General features: G+C 66.9%; 19 protein-coding genes. All 19 read left to right on the forward strand.

Annotation, left to right across the window (positions count from 1 at the left end):
- The first annotated feature begins 25 nt into the window (after positions 1-25).
- The 19 genes from tuf (at position 26) to rpsH (ending at position 14,507) form a co-directional block, all read left to right on the forward strand.
- Positions 26-1,216, forward strand: a complete 1,191-nt coding sequence (tuf, locus tag AB0333_RS00670; RefSeq protein ID WP_366216859.1) for an elongation factor Tu — start codon at positions 26-28, stop codon at positions 1,214-1,216.
- Positions 1,217-1,384: 168 nt separating this feature from the next.
- The gene (locus tag AB0333_RS00675) at positions 1,385-5,656 is read left to right on the forward strand and encodes a hypothetical protein (protein WP_366216860.1); all 4,272 of its coding nucleotides are present in this window, start codon (positions 1,385-1,387) and stop codon (positions 5,654-5,656) included.
- A 111-nt stretch (positions 5,657-5,767) separates the two neighbouring features.
- Positions 5,768-5,890 carry a hypothetical protein gene (locus AB0333_RS00680; protein WP_366216861.1) on the forward strand — a complete coding sequence of 41 codons (123 nt, stop codon included), beginning with the start codon at positions 5,768-5,770 and terminating at the stop codon, positions 5,888-5,890.
- Positions 5,891-6,030: 140 nt separating this feature from the next.
- A complete protein-coding gene (locus AB0333_RS00685; protein WP_366216863.1) occupies positions 6,031-6,501 on the forward strand; it encodes a DUF3817 domain-containing protein in 471 nt (156 codons plus the stop codon).
- Positions 6,502-6,889: 388 nt separating this feature from the next.
- The gene (gene rpsJ, locus AB0333_RS00690; protein WP_010145320.1) at positions 6,890-7,198 is read left to right on the forward strand and encodes a 30S ribosomal protein S10; all 309 of its coding nucleotides are present in this window, start codon (positions 6,890-6,892) and stop codon (positions 7,196-7,198) included.
- A gap of 20 nt (positions 7,199-7,218) precedes the next feature.
- The gene (rplC, locus tag AB0333_RS00695) at positions 7,219-7,869 is read left to right on the forward strand and encodes a 50S ribosomal protein L3 (RefSeq protein ID WP_366216865.1); all 651 of its coding nucleotides are present in this window, start codon (positions 7,219-7,221) and stop codon (positions 7,867-7,869) included.
- Positions 7,870-7,873: 4 nt separating this feature from the next.
- Complete coding sequence (rplD, locus tag AB0333_RS00700) at positions 7,874-8,518, forward strand: 50S ribosomal protein L4 (RefSeq protein WP_115931894.1); 645 nt, start codon at positions 7,874-7,876, stop codon at positions 8,516-8,518.
- Positions 8,515-8,820, forward strand: a complete 306-nt coding sequence (gene rplW, locus AB0333_RS00705; protein ID WP_115931893.1) for a 50S ribosomal protein L23 — start codon at positions 8,515-8,517, stop codon at positions 8,818-8,820. The genes rplD and rplW overlap by 4 nt, the downstream gene beginning before the upstream one ends.
- 36 nt (positions 8,821-8,856) lie before the next feature.
- Positions 8,857-9,696 carry a 50S ribosomal protein L2 gene (rplB, locus tag AB0333_RS00710; protein WP_115931892.1) on the forward strand — a complete coding sequence of 280 codons (840 nt, stop codon included), beginning with the start codon at positions 8,857-8,859 and terminating at the stop codon, positions 9,694-9,696.
- Positions 9,697-9,708: 12 nt separating this feature from the next.
- Positions 9,709-9,990, forward strand: a complete 282-nt coding sequence (gene rpsS / locus AB0333_RS00715) for a 30S ribosomal protein S19 (RefSeq protein ID WP_115931891.1) — start codon at positions 9,709-9,711, stop codon at positions 9,988-9,990.
- A gap of 42 nt (positions 9,991-10,032) precedes the next feature.
- On the forward strand, positions 10,033-10,395 hold the full coding sequence (gene rplV, locus AB0333_RS00720) for a 50S ribosomal protein L22 (protein ID WP_115931890.1): 363 nt from the start codon (positions 10,033-10,035) through the stop codon (positions 10,393-10,395).
- 3 nt (positions 10,396-10,398) lie between these two features.
- The gene (gene rpsC, locus AB0333_RS00725) at positions 10,399-11,211 is read left to right on the forward strand and encodes a 30S ribosomal protein S3 (protein ID WP_366216866.1); all 813 of its coding nucleotides are present in this window, start codon (positions 10,399-10,401) and stop codon (positions 11,209-11,211) included.
- Positions 11,211-11,627 (forward strand): 50S ribosomal protein L16, encoded by a 417-nt coding sequence (gene rplP / locus AB0333_RS00730; protein WP_366216867.1) that lies wholly within the window; start codon positions 11,211-11,213, stop codon positions 11,625-11,627. The genes rpsC and rplP overlap by 1 nt, the downstream gene beginning before the upstream one ends.
- Positions 11,628-11,629: 2 nt before the next feature.
- Entirely contained in the window at positions 11,630-11,977 is a 348-nt protein-coding gene (gene rpmC, locus AB0333_RS00735) for a 50S ribosomal protein L29 (RefSeq protein WP_366216868.1), read from the forward strand.
- The gene (gene rpsQ / locus AB0333_RS00740) at positions 11,974-12,267 is read left to right on the forward strand and encodes a 30S ribosomal protein S17 (RefSeq protein ID WP_313822115.1); all 294 of its coding nucleotides are present in this window, start codon (positions 11,974-11,976) and stop codon (positions 12,265-12,267) included. The genes rpmC and rpsQ overlap by 4 nt, the downstream gene beginning before the upstream one ends.
- Positions 12,268-12,712: 445 nt before the next feature.
- On the forward strand, positions 12,713-13,081 hold the full coding sequence (rplN, locus tag AB0333_RS00745) for a 50S ribosomal protein L14 (protein WP_115931886.1): 369 nt from the start codon (positions 12,713-12,715) through the stop codon (positions 13,079-13,081).
- Between the two features lie 3 nt (positions 13,082-13,084).
- Complete coding sequence (gene rplX, locus AB0333_RS00750; RefSeq protein WP_115931885.1) at positions 13,085-13,426, forward strand: 50S ribosomal protein L24; 342 nt, start codon at positions 13,085-13,087, stop codon at positions 13,424-13,426.
- Positions 13,426-14,037 carry a 50S ribosomal protein L5 gene (gene rplE, locus AB0333_RS00755; RefSeq protein WP_366216869.1) on the forward strand — a complete coding sequence of 204 codons (612 nt, stop codon included), beginning with the start codon at positions 13,426-13,428 and terminating at the stop codon, positions 14,035-14,037. The genes rplX and rplE overlap by 1 nt, the downstream gene beginning before the upstream one ends.
- Before the next feature lie 71 nt (positions 14,038-14,108).
- Positions 14,109-14,507 carry a 30S ribosomal protein S8 gene (gene rpsH, locus AB0333_RS00760; RefSeq protein WP_366216870.1) on the forward strand — a complete coding sequence of 133 codons (399 nt, stop codon included), beginning with the start codon at positions 14,109-14,111 and terminating at the stop codon, positions 14,505-14,507.
- Positions 14,508-14,520 lie beyond the last annotated feature (13 nt).

Here is a 14,520-nt window from a genome sequence, read left to right on the forward strand (position 1 = left end):
AGATGAACAGTTCTAGGAGGAACCTGTGTCGAAGGCAAAGTTCGAGCGGTCGAAGCCGCACGTTAACGTCGGTACCATCGGCCACGTTGACCACGGTAAGACCACGCTGACCGCCGCTATCTCGAAGGTCCTGTACGACAAGTACCCGGACCTCAACGAGGCACGCGACTTCGCGACGATTGACTCGGCGCCGGAAGAGCGTCAGCGCGGCATTACCATCAACATCTCCCACGTGGAGTACCAGACCGAGAAGCGCCACTACGCCCACGTGGACGCCCCGGGCCACGCGGACTACATCAAGAACATGATCACCGGCGCTGCCCAGATGGACGGTGCCATCCTCGTGGTCGCCGCCACTGACGGCCCGATGGCCCAGACCCGCGAGCACGTCCTCCTGGCCCGCCAGGTTGGCGTTCCCGCTCTGCTGGTCGCCTTGAACAAGTCCGACATGGTCGAGGACGAGGAGCTCCTGGAGCTCGTCGAGATGGAGGTCCGCGAACTGCTGTCCTCGCAGGAGTTCGACGGCGACGACGCCCCGGTCATCCGCACCTCTGGCCTGAAGGCTCTCGAGGGCGATGAGAAGTGGGTCAAGTCCATCGAGGAACTGATGGACGCCGTGGACAGCTTCATCCCGGATCCGGTCCGCGACAAGGACAAGCCGTTCCTGATGCCGATCGAGGACGTCTTCACCATCACCGGCCGCGGCACCGTCGTGACCGGCCGCGCCGAGCGTGGCACGCTGAAGATCAACTCCGAGGTCGAGATCGTGGGCATCCGCGACATGCAGAAGACCACGGTCACCGGCATCGAGATGTTCCACAAGCAGCTCGACGAGGCCTGGGCCGGCGAGAACTGTGGCCTGCTGCTTCGCGGTCTGAAGCGCGAGGACGTCGAGCGTGGCCAGGTTGTTGTGGCTCCGGGTTCCATCACCCCCCACACCAACTTCGAGGGCAACGTCTACATCCTGTCCAAGGACGAGGGCGGGCGTCACAACCCGTTCTACTCGAACTACCGCCCGCAGTTCTACTTCCGCACCACCGACGTCACCGGCGTCATCACCTTGCCGGAAGGCACCGAGATGGTCATGCCGGGCGACACCACCGAAATGTCGGTCGAGCTGATCCAGCCGATCGCCATGGAGGACGGCCTCGGCTTCGCCATCCGTGAGGGTGGCCGCACCGTGGGCTCCGGTCGCGTCACCAAGATCCTCAAGTGATCTAAGGCGTCAGCCCAGCAACAGTGAGAACCCCTTCGGCTTCGGCCGGAGGGGTTTTCACGTTTAACTCCGTGGCGATGTCACCCGGCGCATCAGACCAGCGTCCTGGGGATCGTCGCGGCTGTGGACAACTCCGGCCGACCTACGGGGGCACCGTACGCTGTCGGTGTGGGGATCTTCATAGGGTTGGTAGTCGGGCTGGTCATCGGTCTGCTCGCCGGCGCGGCCGTGGCCCGGTTCGTGGGCAGCCGTAGGCCCACCACGGCGCCGGGCGAGGTGATGGGCACGTACTCGCGTGCGGACCTCGCCCGCGCCTGGCAGCAGGGGTACGACGCCGGCTCGGCCACCTCGGCCACCTCGGTCACCTTCACCGCGTCTGGTTCTGCGGTGCGCCCTGCGGCGCAGTGGTCTGCGCCCACTCAGAGGCCACCGGCTGCTCACGTTCCGCTGCCCACTGGATTCTCTCCCGCCGAGCGCGCCGCCGCTTCTTCCCACGTCGCTCCTGGTTTCCTTCAGCTTGCTCCGCCCTGGGGATCATCACCCGTGGCATCCTCGGCCCCGGTGCAGACCCCCGAGGAGCAGGCCGCGGAGAAGGAGCGGCGAGACCGGCGCAACGTCAACATCACCCTGTACACCGCATGCCTCCTGCTGGTGGCCGCGGCCTCGCTGTTCATCGGGGCCGCACTGCCGGTGACGGCCAGGGTCGCGGGACTGGCCGTCCTCGTGGGCCTGTTCTATGGCGCGGGACTGGTGGTGCACACGATGAGCCGCACCCTGCAGCCGGCTGCCACCGCCTTCACCGGGACGGGACTGGCACTGGTGCCCGTGGCCGGAGTGGCCTTCGATGTGCTCGTCCTGCACGATCCGACCCTCTCCTGGCTGCTCACCTCGGCGGTGGGGACCGTCATGATGGTGTTCGCGGCACTGCGCCTGGACAGCCGGATCGTGGCCTACCTGTCCGTGCCGTTCCTGCTCAGCACCGTCATGGCCTCCGGCGCCGCAGTGCAGCAGGGCCTGGTGTGGGCCCTCATCGCCTCGATCGGTCTGGCCGTCCTGATGGCGTGGATCTCGGTGGAGGGGCCCGGCCGGAACCGCTGGTTGCCGGCCGCCTTCCGGGCGGCGGTCGCACAGACCCATCAGTGGATCGTGCCCGGCATGGTGGTCCTGGGGCTGGTCGTCGGCGTCTGGATCCAGCCGGTGCAGATGTTCCTGCTTCTGTTGTCCGCGTGTGCCTACTACGCCACCGTGGCGGTGATCGGCCCCGAGCGATACCGACTGGCGGCCACCTATGCCGTGCGGTGCGGAATCCTGGTGGCCCTCGTCCCATGGGCACTCATGCTGGACTGGTCGGCGGACCACATGCTGACCTCACTGGTCGTGTACCTCTGCCTGCAGGTCCCGCTGGTGTGGCGCGGGGACGGCGCCCAGGGCTACCTGCCAGTCGGGACGATGGCGCTGGTGGACCACGCGGTGTGCTGGCTGGTGGCCGTGGCCCTGGCGGCTTCGTCCCAGTTCGTCGCGCTGGCCGGCCCCGTGCTCGGCACGGAGGGTCTGTTGCGGTTGACGCCAGGCATCGGCGTGGCCGCGGCCGTCGTGGCGGTCACCACGGCGGTGTTCTCACTGGTGTTCCTCCACAAAAACCGCCTGGGCCAGGTGGGGGCACCGGGAGCCGCGAACCTGCTCTGGCAGGTGACGACGCCGGTGGCCCTGACACCGCTGCTGATCCACCCCCTGGTTCGCGCGGAGAACTACCCCGGAAACGGCGACGGCAGCGGCTGGAATCTCGAGATCATCCTCCTGGCCACCATGGCCGTCGAGGTGGCGGCCCTGTTCCTGCTCCGGCGCCACGGCCAGCGCCGCCGGATCGACACCCGCCTCATTCCCCACGTCATCGCCGCCTGCGGTGTCGCCCTCGTGTACCTGGCCGTCTCGCGTGGGGCGAATCCGGCCGAGGGCGCCGAGCTGACCCTGACCGCCCTCGCCGCGGTGCTCTGGGCCACGGTCACCGCCCTGCGCCAGGGGCCGCTGTCGATGCCCGGCGCCACAGGGCAACGAGACGCGAGGCTGGCGGTGGCGGTCTGGTCAGGGGCCAGCCTGCTGGCCGTGCTCCTCCTGTTCACGCCACCCCTGTCCCAGGGAGGTGTGCTGCTGGGCTGGTACGTCGTCGCCGGGATCACGGCTGCGGTGGCACTTCGGTGGCTGGGCACCGGTGCGCGGTGGACGGCGACGGCGGGGCCCCTCAGCGGCCAGTCCCATGACGTGCCAGGGGACCGGCTACTCGTCCTCCGCATCATCGTGCTGGTCGTGGGCGGCCTGACGCTGCTCACAGCAACCCTCCGGTTCGCCCTCGCAGCCGAGACGACGGGCCCCTCCCGCAGCGCGTCGGAGTCCATCACGGGGATCTCATCCTGGCACGTGGTGATCGGGCTGGCGCTGCTGACGGGATGGTTGGTGACGGTCGCCGTCGTCACCCAAGGCAGGTTGTCGCAGGTCACCCGCACGGTGGTCCTGCTGGCCGGCCAGGGCTCCGCCGCCGTGCTGGTCTCCACGGTGGTGGATCGGCTTGGTGGCAACGAGTCCGCGGCCCGCGCGGCCGCCGTCGTGGCCTTGGTGGTCGGCTTGGCCCTCCGCTCCCGTGCGGCGCGGCGCTTGCCTGACGCGGACCACGGCGGGGGATCGGCGGGGTTCCTCACGACTCCCGCCACCTCCTGGCTGGTGACGGGAGCGGTGATGGTCCTGGGGTTCGTGGAACTCGCAGCAGGCGAGGGCGACCGCGCCGTGCTCATGGTCATGGCGCTGGCCCTGATGGGGGCCGGGCTGGTGCTGCGGGTCTCCGCCGGCGGACAGTGGGCGGTGCTCGCCGGATCGGTGGGACTCGTGGTGGTGGCCAGCGCCTGGTTCGACTTGACGGGCGGCTGGCTGCCGGACGCCCTGTTCCCGACGTCGGCCGCCGCGGCCCTGATCCTGCTGCTCACCTTGTCCGTGACTGCTGGGGAGATCGCGGTCTCGACGGGACGGCTGGTGCCGAGAGCAGGCACCGAACCGGCCTCCGCGCCGTCCTCCTCTTCCCGGTCCGGGTTGCACTGGATGACCGACCTGGACCTTTTCCGTCCCGTGGCGGTGATGACCGGGTGGGCCGTGGCCCTCGTGTTGGCCCTGACCGGCGATGTGGATCGGGATCCGCACGTCGGCGTCCTGGGGATGACGGCGGCCGTCGGGGCCCTGGTGTTGTACGTCTTCGCCCGGACGCGGGGGAGGGTGGCGCTGCTCGCCGGGACGGTCATCGGTGTGCCCGCGTCCGGCTGGCTGCTCTCGCTGTGGTGGAGGGACCGCGGGTGGTGGTTCCCGGCCGAGGTATGGACCGCCATCATCGTCGGCGTGATGGCAATGGCGGTCCTGGGACTGTGGGCGCTGGTGGATGCACGCCAAGGCCAGCGGCCTCCGGTGGCTCCGGCGACTCCGGCGGCTCCGGCGGCTCCGGTGGCTCGGGAGGCTCCGGTGGCTCGGGAGGCGGGTTCCCGGGCGCGGTCGGCGATGCTCTGGCAGGGTGGTCTGGCCGTGGGGATCCTACTGGCGCTGGGCACCGTCGTGGGCCTGTCGCCGCGTGCCGGCCTGCCCGAGGACGCCGTGGTCTGGACCGCCTTGGCCACGGCCGTGGCAGGACTGTGGCTCACCGTCGATGCCTGGGGGCGGACGCTGCTGTGGTCCGAGGCCCTGGGCAGGCAGACTCAGTGGGTCCTCGTGGGCCGGGACGTGGGGGTCCTGCTGACGTTCGCGGCCGCGTCGCGTGCGTGGTGGCAGACCGCCGTCCCCGACGACCCGGGCCGCGCCGGCTGGTGGAACGTCCAGCTGTTGGTGCTCGTGCTGGTCGGGCTCGGATTCCGGCACGTGCTGCGCGACCGGTCCCGGCCGGAGCAAGGATCGGCGCAGGAGCCGGCGCAGGAGCCGGCGCAGGAGTCAGGACAGGAGCTGGCGCAGGAGTCGGGACAAGAGTCGGGGCAAGAGCTGGCGCACGAGTCGGGACAGGAGCCGGGACAGGAGCCGGCGCAGGTGGGAGGCGGATGGCTGGCAGGCGGTTCGAAGGCAGATCGCCGTCCCCTGGCCTACTTCGGTGCGGCCGCGGGCGTCTTCAGTCTCGCGGCCCTCTATGTCCTGGCGAATGGCACGGCCCTCATGCAGTTGACCGTGCTGGGTGGCTTCGCCCTGCTGGTGGTGCTCGGCCTGACCCGGCGCGAACAGCTCCTCACGTGGTGGGGCGCGGTCGGGGTCGCGGTGTCGGTGCTGTGGTACCTGCGCGGTTACACCTACGTCTACCTCGCGTTACTCGGGTTGGTCCTGATCGTGCTGGCCGTCCGGCAGTTGCGGCGGCATCAGGCGCGGCAGATTGCAGGGGACCAGAACCAGGACCGGGGCCAGGACCAGGACCGGGGCCAGGACTAGGACCGGGGGCAGGACTAGGACCAGGACCAGGACCAGGGCCAGGACTAGGACCAGGGCCAGGACTAGGACCAGGACCAGACTGAAGGCACGAGAGGCCGGTAGGCTGGACCCATGGAATTCCTCATTGCCCTGGTGATCATCGCCGCGGTGGTCTTCGCGATCGTCCGGTTGCGCAAGACCTTTGGCCGCGAGATCGACCGCGCGAAGCGCATCAAGCGAGCGAACGACCACTAGTGGAACCGAACGCAGACACCAGCACCGCCGGGGCTCTCTCCGGCCCAAGGCCCGGTTCACAGTCCGGATCGCAGTCCAGATCGCAGCCCGGTTCGCAGTCCGGGTCCAGTCAGGACGCGCCAGCGCCGAAGGGCACCCTCTTGCCGGGCCCCAGGGCGCTCTACCGGGTCTTCGCGACGGCGGAGATGTTCACCTGGGCCCTCCTGATCCTGGCCATGGTGCTGAAGTACTCGGGCGCCACCGAGGTCTTGATGTCCGCAGCCGGGGGAGCGCACGGTTTCGTGTTCCTCTGCTACTGCGTCGTGACCGTCGGCGTGTGGATCAACCAGCGGTGGAGCGCCGGCCGGGGAGCCGCAGCCGTCCTGTTGGCAGCGGTACCGTTCGCGACCCTGCCGTTCGAACGGTCGCTGGCCCGGCGCGGGGAACCCGATGCCACCTGGCGGCTGGTGGACGGGCGCACGGGGGACCTCGGGCCCCGGGGCTTCTGGGAATCGCTCGAGGCCTGGGTCCTGCGGAACGTGGTCCTGGCCGCGGTCGTGACGGCCGCCGTCGTGGTGGTGGTGTTCTCGCTGCTGCTGATGGCGGGCCCGCCGGGTGAGTGGTTCGACTAACGCCTGAGGCCGTTGCGAGCGTGAATTAGCGCCTCGGGCACTGATCTGTCATACTGGATCAGTTGCTCAAGTGCTGGGGCGTGTGTGGAGTCGTGACCATCAGGTTCGGATTCCGCCGCTCGAGACCAAATCAACACACAATCCCCATCAGGATCTGGCGGTCCTGTGATCAGCTGTGTCTCTGGCATGCTCACGCATGTCTGCGGAGCAGATCACGACACGCCCGACCGCGTGGGTCGAAGCCCCGGCAGGGCGAGGAACCCGGTTCTCCGGATTCGGTCTGCGCGGGTGGATAGAAGAAGCGCGGGACCGGTTCGCCGGGCCCGTTGCACACAGGGACAGGTACGTGTAACGCGTACGAAGCACAGGACGAAAGAGGCATGACGCCATGGCGGGACAGAAAATCCGCATCCGGCTGAAGTCGTATGACCACGAGGTCATCGACACTTCGGCTCGGAAGATCGTCGACACGGTCACGCGCGCAGGCGCAACGGTGGTGGGCCCGGTGCCGCTGCCGACGGAAAAGAACGTGTACGTCGTGATCCGCTCTCCCCACAAGTACAAGGACAGCCGCGAGCACTTCGAGATGCGCACGCACAAGCGGCTGATCGACATCATCGACCCGACGCCGAAGGCTGTCGACTCGCTCATGCGCCTCGACCTTCCGGCCGACGTCAACATCGAAATCAAGCTCTGAGAGGGAGGTGCTGAGAAACTATGACCATCACGCGAAACGTTAAGGGCCTGCTGGGCACGAAGCTCGGCATGACCCAGGTCTGGGATGCAGACAACAAGCTCATCCCCGTCACTGTCGTCCAAGCTGAACCCAACGTTGTGACCCAGCTGCGCAATGCGGAGGCCGACGGCTACGCCGCCGTCCAGATCGCCTACGGGCAGATCGACCCGCGCAAGGTCACCAAGCCGCTCGCCGGCCACTTCGAGAAGGCCGGGGTCACCCCGCGCCGTCACGTGGTCGAGCTGCGCACCGGTGACACCGCCGACTACACCCTGGGCCAGGACGTCACCGTCGAGGTCTTCGAGGCCGGCCAGAAGGTCGACGTCGTCGGTACCACCAAGGGCAAGGGCTTTGCCGGTGTCATGAAGCGTCACGGCTTCTCCGGCGTCGGCGCCTCCCACGGTGCCCACAAGAACCACCGCAAGCCCGGTTCCGTCGGTGGCGCGTCCACCCCGGGCCGTGTCTTCAAGGGCCAGCGCCTTCCGGGCCGCATGGGCGCCGTCCGCCAGACCACCCAGAACCTCACCCTCCACGGCATCGACGTGGAGAAGAACCTGCTGCTGATCAAGGGTGCCGTCCCGGGTCCCCGCGGCCGGGTCGTCCTGGTTCGCACTGCAGTGAAGGGAGCATGAGCAGATGGCTACCAACGCAACTAACGCAGAAGCCAAGACCGTCAAGGTCGACCTGCCCGCCGAGATCTTCGATGTCCAGGCCAACGTGCCGCTGATGCACCAGGTCGTGGTGGCCCAGCTGGCCGCCGCTCGCCAGGGCACCCACAAGGTCAAGCGTCGGGGCGAGGTCTCCGGTGCCGGCCGCAAGCCGTTCAAGCAGAAGGGCACCGGCCGCGCCCGTCAGGGTTCGATCCGCGCCCCGCAGATGGTGGGTGGCGGTGTGGTCCACGGCCCCGAGCCGCGTGACTACTCGCAGCGCACCCCCAAGAAGATGAAGGCCGCCGCCCTGCGTGGCGCCCTCTCTGACCGCGCTCGTAACGGTCGCATCCACGTGATCGAGGAACTGGTCTCCACCGGTGCCCCGACCACCAAGGGTGCCAAGGCTGCCCTGTCCTCGCTGACCACCGGACGCAAGAACGTCCTGCTGGTCATCGAGCGTGCTGACGACACTGCGGCGCTGAGTGCCCGCAACCTGCAGTCGGTGCACACCCTGTACTTCGATCAGCTGAACACGTATGACGTGCTGGTCAGCGATGACGTGGTCTTCACCCAGGCTGCCTACGAGGCGTTTGTGGCCAAGGCCAGCGCACAGAAGGAGGATGCCAAGTGAGCGGCTCCATCAACAAGAATCCCCGCGACGTGGTCATTGCCCCGGTCGTGTCGGAAAAGAGCTACGGCCTGATCGACGAGGGTAAGTACACCTTCCTGGTCGACCCGCGCTCCAACAAGACCGAGATCAAGCAGGCGGTTGAGGCAATCTTCTCCGTCAAGGTTGACTCGATCAATACCCTGAATCGTGCCGGCAAGCGTAAGCGCACCAAGTTCGGTTGGGGCTCCCGCAAGAGCACCAAGCGCGCGGTCGTGACGCTCAAAGAGGGCACGATTGACATCTTCGGAGGTCCGCTCGCCTGAGGCGTAGCGGAGACCACTTAATCGAGGAACTGACACATGGCTATCCGTAAATACAAGCCGACCACCCCGGGCCTTCGCGGCTCGTCCGTGGCCGACTTCGCAGAAATCACCCGGACCACCCCGGAGAAGTCGCTGCTTCGCCCGCTCACCAAGAGCGGCGGACGTAACAACTCCGGCAAGATCACCACCCGCCACAAGGGCGGCGGCCACAAGCGCCAGTACCGCGTCATCGACTTCCGTCGTCATGACAAGGACGGCGTGCCGGCGAAGGTCGCTCACATCGAGTACGACCCGAACCGCACCGCCCGCATCGCCCTGCTCCACTACGTGGACGGCACCAAGCGCTACATCCTGGCCCCGGCCAAGCTGAACCAGGGTGACACCATCGAGGCTGGCGCCACCGCGGATATCAAGCCCGGCAACAACCTGCCGCTGCGCAACATCCCGCTCGGCACCGTCATCCACGCGGTGGAACTGCGTCCGGGCGGCGGCGCCAAGCTGGCCCGCTCGGCCGGTTCGTCCATCCAGCTGGTCGCCCGTGAAGGCAAGTACGCCCAGTTGCGTCTGCCCTCCGGCGAGATCCGCAATGTGGACGTGCGCTGCCGCGCCAGCATCGGCGAGGTCGGCAACGCCGAGCAGTCGAACATCAACTGGGGCAAGGCCGGCCGCATGCGGTGGAAGGGCGTTCGCCCGACCGTCCGCGGTGTGGTCATGAACCCCGTCGACCACCCGCACGGCGGTGGCGAGGGCAAGACCTCCGGTGGTCGTCACCCGGTCAACCCCAATGGCAAGCCAGAGGGCCGCACCCGCCGCCCGAACAAGGAAAGCGACAAGCTCATCGTGCGCCGTCGCCGTACCGGCAAGAACAAGCGATAGGAGCCTGGAGACATGCCACGTAGCCTGAAGAAGGGCCCCTTCGTTGATCAGCACCTCTACCTCAAGGTGGACGCTGAGAACGAAAAGGGCACCAAGAACGTCATCAAGACCTGGTCCCGCCGGTCCATGATCATCCCCGACATGCTCGGGCACACGATCGCGGTGCACGACGGACGCAAGCACATCCCGGTGTTCATCACCGAGTCGATGGTCGGGCACAAGCTCGGCGAGTTTGCACTCACGCGGACTTTCCGCGGTCACGTGAAAGACGACCGGAAGGGCAAGCGCCGCTGACGCGGGGCTTGACCGTCCGAGACACTCGAAAGAAGGAAAGCAATGGAAGCCAAGGCAATTGCGCGCCACCTGCGTGTAACGCCGATGAAGGCCCGGCGCGTCGTCAACCTTGTCCGTGGCAAGCAGGCGAACGAAGCACTGGCCATTCTGCAGTTTGCCCAGCAGGGCGCTTCGGAGCCGGTGTACAAGCTGGTCGCCTCTGCGGTGGCCAACGCCCGGGTCAAGGCCGACCGCGAGGGCTTGGCGTTCAATGAGGACGCCCTGTTCATCACCGAGGCCTTTGTCGACGAAGGACCGACCATGAAGCGTTTCCAGCCGCGTGCCCAGGGCCGCGCCGGACGCATCAACAAGCGCACCAGCCACGTCACCGTGGTCGTTGCGACCGAGGAAGAGGAGGGGAAGTAACCCATGGGTCAGAAGATCAACCCGAACGGTTTCCGCCTCGGCATCACCACCGACCACGTCTCGCACTGGTTCGCTGACTCCAGCAAGGAAGGCCAGCGGTACAAGGACTTCCTGAAGGAAGACATCAAGATCCGCGAGCTGATGACCATCGGCATGGAGCGCGCCGGCATCTCGAAGGTGGAGATCGAGCGGACCCGTGACCGTGTGCGTGTGGACATCCACACCGCTCGTCCCGGCATCGTCATCGGTCGCCGCGGCGCCGAGGCCGATCGCATCCGCACCGAGCTCGAGAAGCTCACCGGCAAGCAGATCCAGCTGAACATCCTCGAGGTCAAGAACCCCGAGGTGGACGCCCAGCTGGTCGCCCAGGGTGTGGCCGAGCAGCTCGCTTCGCGCGTGGCATTCCGCCGTGCGATGAAGAAGGCCATCCAGTCCGCCACGCGTGCAGGTGCCAAGGGCATCCGCATCCAGTGTGCCGGCCGTCTGGGTGGCGCCGAGATGTCGCGCTCGGAGTTCTACCGCGAAGGCCGTGTGCCGCTGCACACCCTGCGCGCGAACATCGATTTCGGCAAGTTCGAAGCCAAGACCACCTTCGGCCGCATCGGCGTGAAGGTCTGGATCTACAAGGGCGACCTGACGGCCAAGGAACTGGCCGCCAAGGAAGCTGCTGCACCGTCCGGCCGTGGGGCCCGCGGCGGCGACCGTCGTGGACCCGGTGGTCCCGGTGGTGGCGATCGCCGCCGCCGCAACGACCGCGCCCCGCGTCAGGACTCGGCTGCTGCAGGCTCTTCGCCCGCTGAAGGAGGCAACGCCTGATGTTGATTCCGCGTCGAGTCAAGCACCGCAAGCAGCACCACCCGAAGCGCTCGGGCATGGCCAAGGGCGGCACCGCCGTCACGTTCGGCGAGTGGGGCATCCAGGCCCTGACCCCCGCCTACGTGACCAACCGCCAGATCGAGTCCGCTCGTATCGCCATGACGCGCTACATCAAGCGCGGCGGCACCGTGTGGATCAACATCTACCCGGACCGTCCGCTCACCAAGAAGCCGGCCGAAACCCGCATGGGTTCCGGCAAGGGTTCGCCCGAGTGGTGGGTCGCCAACGTCAAGCCGGGTCGCGTGCTCTTCGAGCTCTCCGGCGTCAGCGAGGATGTGGCCCGCGAGGCGCTGCGCCTGGCTATGCACAAGCTGCCTTTGAAGGCACGTATCGTCCGCCGAGAGGGTGGTGAGTGATCATGGCTACCGGTTCGAAGGAACTGAACGTCGAGGCCCTGGACGGCCTGGACAACGCCCGTTTGGCCGAGGAGCTCAAGCGCTCCAAGGAGGAACTGTTCAACCTGCGTTTCCAGTCGGCCACCGGCCAGCTGGACAACCACGGCCGTCTGAAGACCGTCAAGCGCGACATCGCCCGGATCTACACGATCCTGCGTGAGCGCGAGCTGGGCATCCGCGAGGACGTCCAGGCTCCGGCCGAGGACGTCGCGGACGCCAAGGCTGACAAGGCTTCCAAGAAGGCCGCCAAGAAGAGCACCAAGGCCACTCCGGCCGAGGAGACCGAGAAGACCGAGGAGGAGGCCAAGTGACCGAAAACGCGAACGCATCTGCAGCCAACGAGGCCTCGGAGCGTGGCAGCCGCAGGTCGCTCCGCGGCATCGTCGTGTCCGACAAGATGGACAAGACGATCGTCGTGCAGGTCCAGGACCTGAAGAAGCACGCCCTGTACGGCAAGGTGCTGCGCACCTCCAAGAAGCTGAAGGTCCACGACGAGGAGAACACCGCCGGCGTCGGCGACCGTGTCATCCTCACCGAGACCCGTCCGTACTCCGCCACCAAGCGGTGGCGCCTGGTCGAGGTCACCGAGCGCGCCAAGTAAGCGCGAGGTCACCACAACCTCAGGATCAGCCCAGCCCGACGCCGGCCGGCACCGCACGCTCGCGGTGACGGCCGGCGTCGTGCGTGGTGGTGTTGTGGTGTTGTGGTGTTAGTCCCGGGGGAGTGCACGGACTACCACAGCAGGTCAATTCGTCCGCTGGGTCCCCGGTGGGCTAAGATGGACCATCTGTGCGCCCTTGTTGGCGGGACTATCCACCCCGCGCGCCAAGGGTTTCGCAAAACTTCTCGATCAGCCGCCTCGGCCTTGCCCTGCGGATGGACGGTTGTTGCAGCGCTGGTACCCGTCTGACAGGGGTACCGGAAGGCTCTGCAGCCGGCCCATACGCCACTGGGGCAGGGGTAAGTGGCCCGAGAACATCAAAATATCCGTTCCGCAAGGCTCGCCCGGCTTCGGGGGAGAACCAGCGCGACGACAGGAGTAGCGAGTGATTCAGCAGGAGTCGCGGCTTAAGATCGCCGACAACACTGGTGCCAAGGAAATCTTGACCATCCGTGTTCTCGGTGGATCCGGACGCCGCTACGCAGGTATCGGCGACACCATTGTCGCCACCGTGAAGGACGCCATCCCGGGCGGCAACGTCAAGAAGGGCGACGTCGTCAAGGCCGTCATCGTTCGGACCAAGAAGGAACGCCGTCGTCCCGACGGCTCCTACATCAAGTTCGACGAGAACGCCGCCGTCATCCTCAAGACCGACGGCGAGCCCCGCGGCACGCGCATCTTCGGCCCCGTGGGCCGCGAGCTGCGTGACAAGAAGTTCATGAAGATCGTGTCGCTGGCACCGGAGGTGATCTGACACATGTCGAAGATCAAGAAGGACGATCTCGTCCAGATCATCGCCGGCAAGGACAAGGGCAAGCAGGGCAAGGTCCTGCGCGTCTTCCCGTCCCGTGACCGGGTGCTGGTGGAGGGCGTCAACCGCGTCACCAAGCACCTGCGTGCCGGCCAGAACAACAACGGTTCCACCGAGGGCGGCCTGCAGGTCGTTGAGGCCCCCGTTCACGTGTCGAACGTGGCCGTCGTGGATCCCGAGACCCAGAAGCCGACCCGCGTGGGTTACCGCTTCGAGACCGTGGAGAAGAACGGCGAGTCCAAGACCGTCAAGGTCCGCTTCGCCAAGGCCTCCGGAAAGGAGCTGTGATGACTGAGGTGCAGACTGCAGACACCACCGCCCCGAAGGTGGCCCCGCGCCTGAAGAACAAGTACCGCGAAGAGATCCGCGGCACCCTTCAGGAGGAGTTCTCCTACGCCAACCTCATGCAGATCCCCGGCCTCGTGAAGGTCGTTGTGAACATGGGTGTCGGCGAGGCCGCCAAGGACTCGAAGATCATCGACGGCGCCATCCGCGACCTGACCCAGATCACGGGCCAGAAGCCGCAGGTGACCAAGGCCCGCAAGTCCATCGCGCAGTTCAAGCTGCGTGAGGGCATGCCGATCGGCACCCACGCGACCCTGCGTGGCGACCGCATGTGGGAGTTCCTGGACCGCCTGGTTACCTTTGCGCTGCCGCGCATCCGTGACTTCCGCGGCCTGTCGCCGAAGCAGTTCGACGGCAACGGCAACTACACCTTCGGTCTGGCCGAGCAGTCGGTCTTCCACGAGATCGACCAGGACAAGATCGACCGCGTGCGCGGCATGGACATCACTGTGGTGACCACCGCCAAGACGGACGACGAGGGACGCGCGCTGCTCAAGGCGCTCGGCTTCCCGTTCCAGCCGTTTGATCAGCCCACGAAGTCCACTCAGAAGTAATTATCTACGTTGCAGGTCCCCACCGGTGTACCGGGAAGGGAAACCGCAACGAGGAAGGGCACGAAGCCCACATGACCATGACAGATCCTGTCGCAGACATGCTGACGCGTCTGCGCAACGCCAACTCGGCCTTCCACGATTCCGTGGAAATGCCGTCGTCCAAGCTGAAGATTCGCGTGGCCGACATCCTCAAGTCCGAGGGCTACATCGCTGATTACACGGAAGAGGACGCCCAGGTGGGCAAGAAGCTCGTCATCGAGCTGAAGTTCGGTCCTCAGCGCGAGCGGGCCATCGCCGGCCTGCGCCGCATCTCCAAGCCCGGTCTGCGCGTGTACGCCAAGTCCACCAACCTGCCGCACGTGCTGGGCGGCCTGGGTATCGCCATCCTGTCCACCTCCTCCGGTCTGCTCACCGACCGCCAGGCAGCCAAGAAGGGCGTAGGTGGGGAAATCCTCGCTTACGTCTGGTAACGGCTAAGACGGA

The sequence above is a fragment of the Citricoccus sp. NPDC079358 genome (assembly GCF_040702545.1).
Classification (GTDB): domain Bacteria; phylum Actinomycetota; class Actinomycetes; order Actinomycetales; family Micrococcaceae; genus Citricoccus.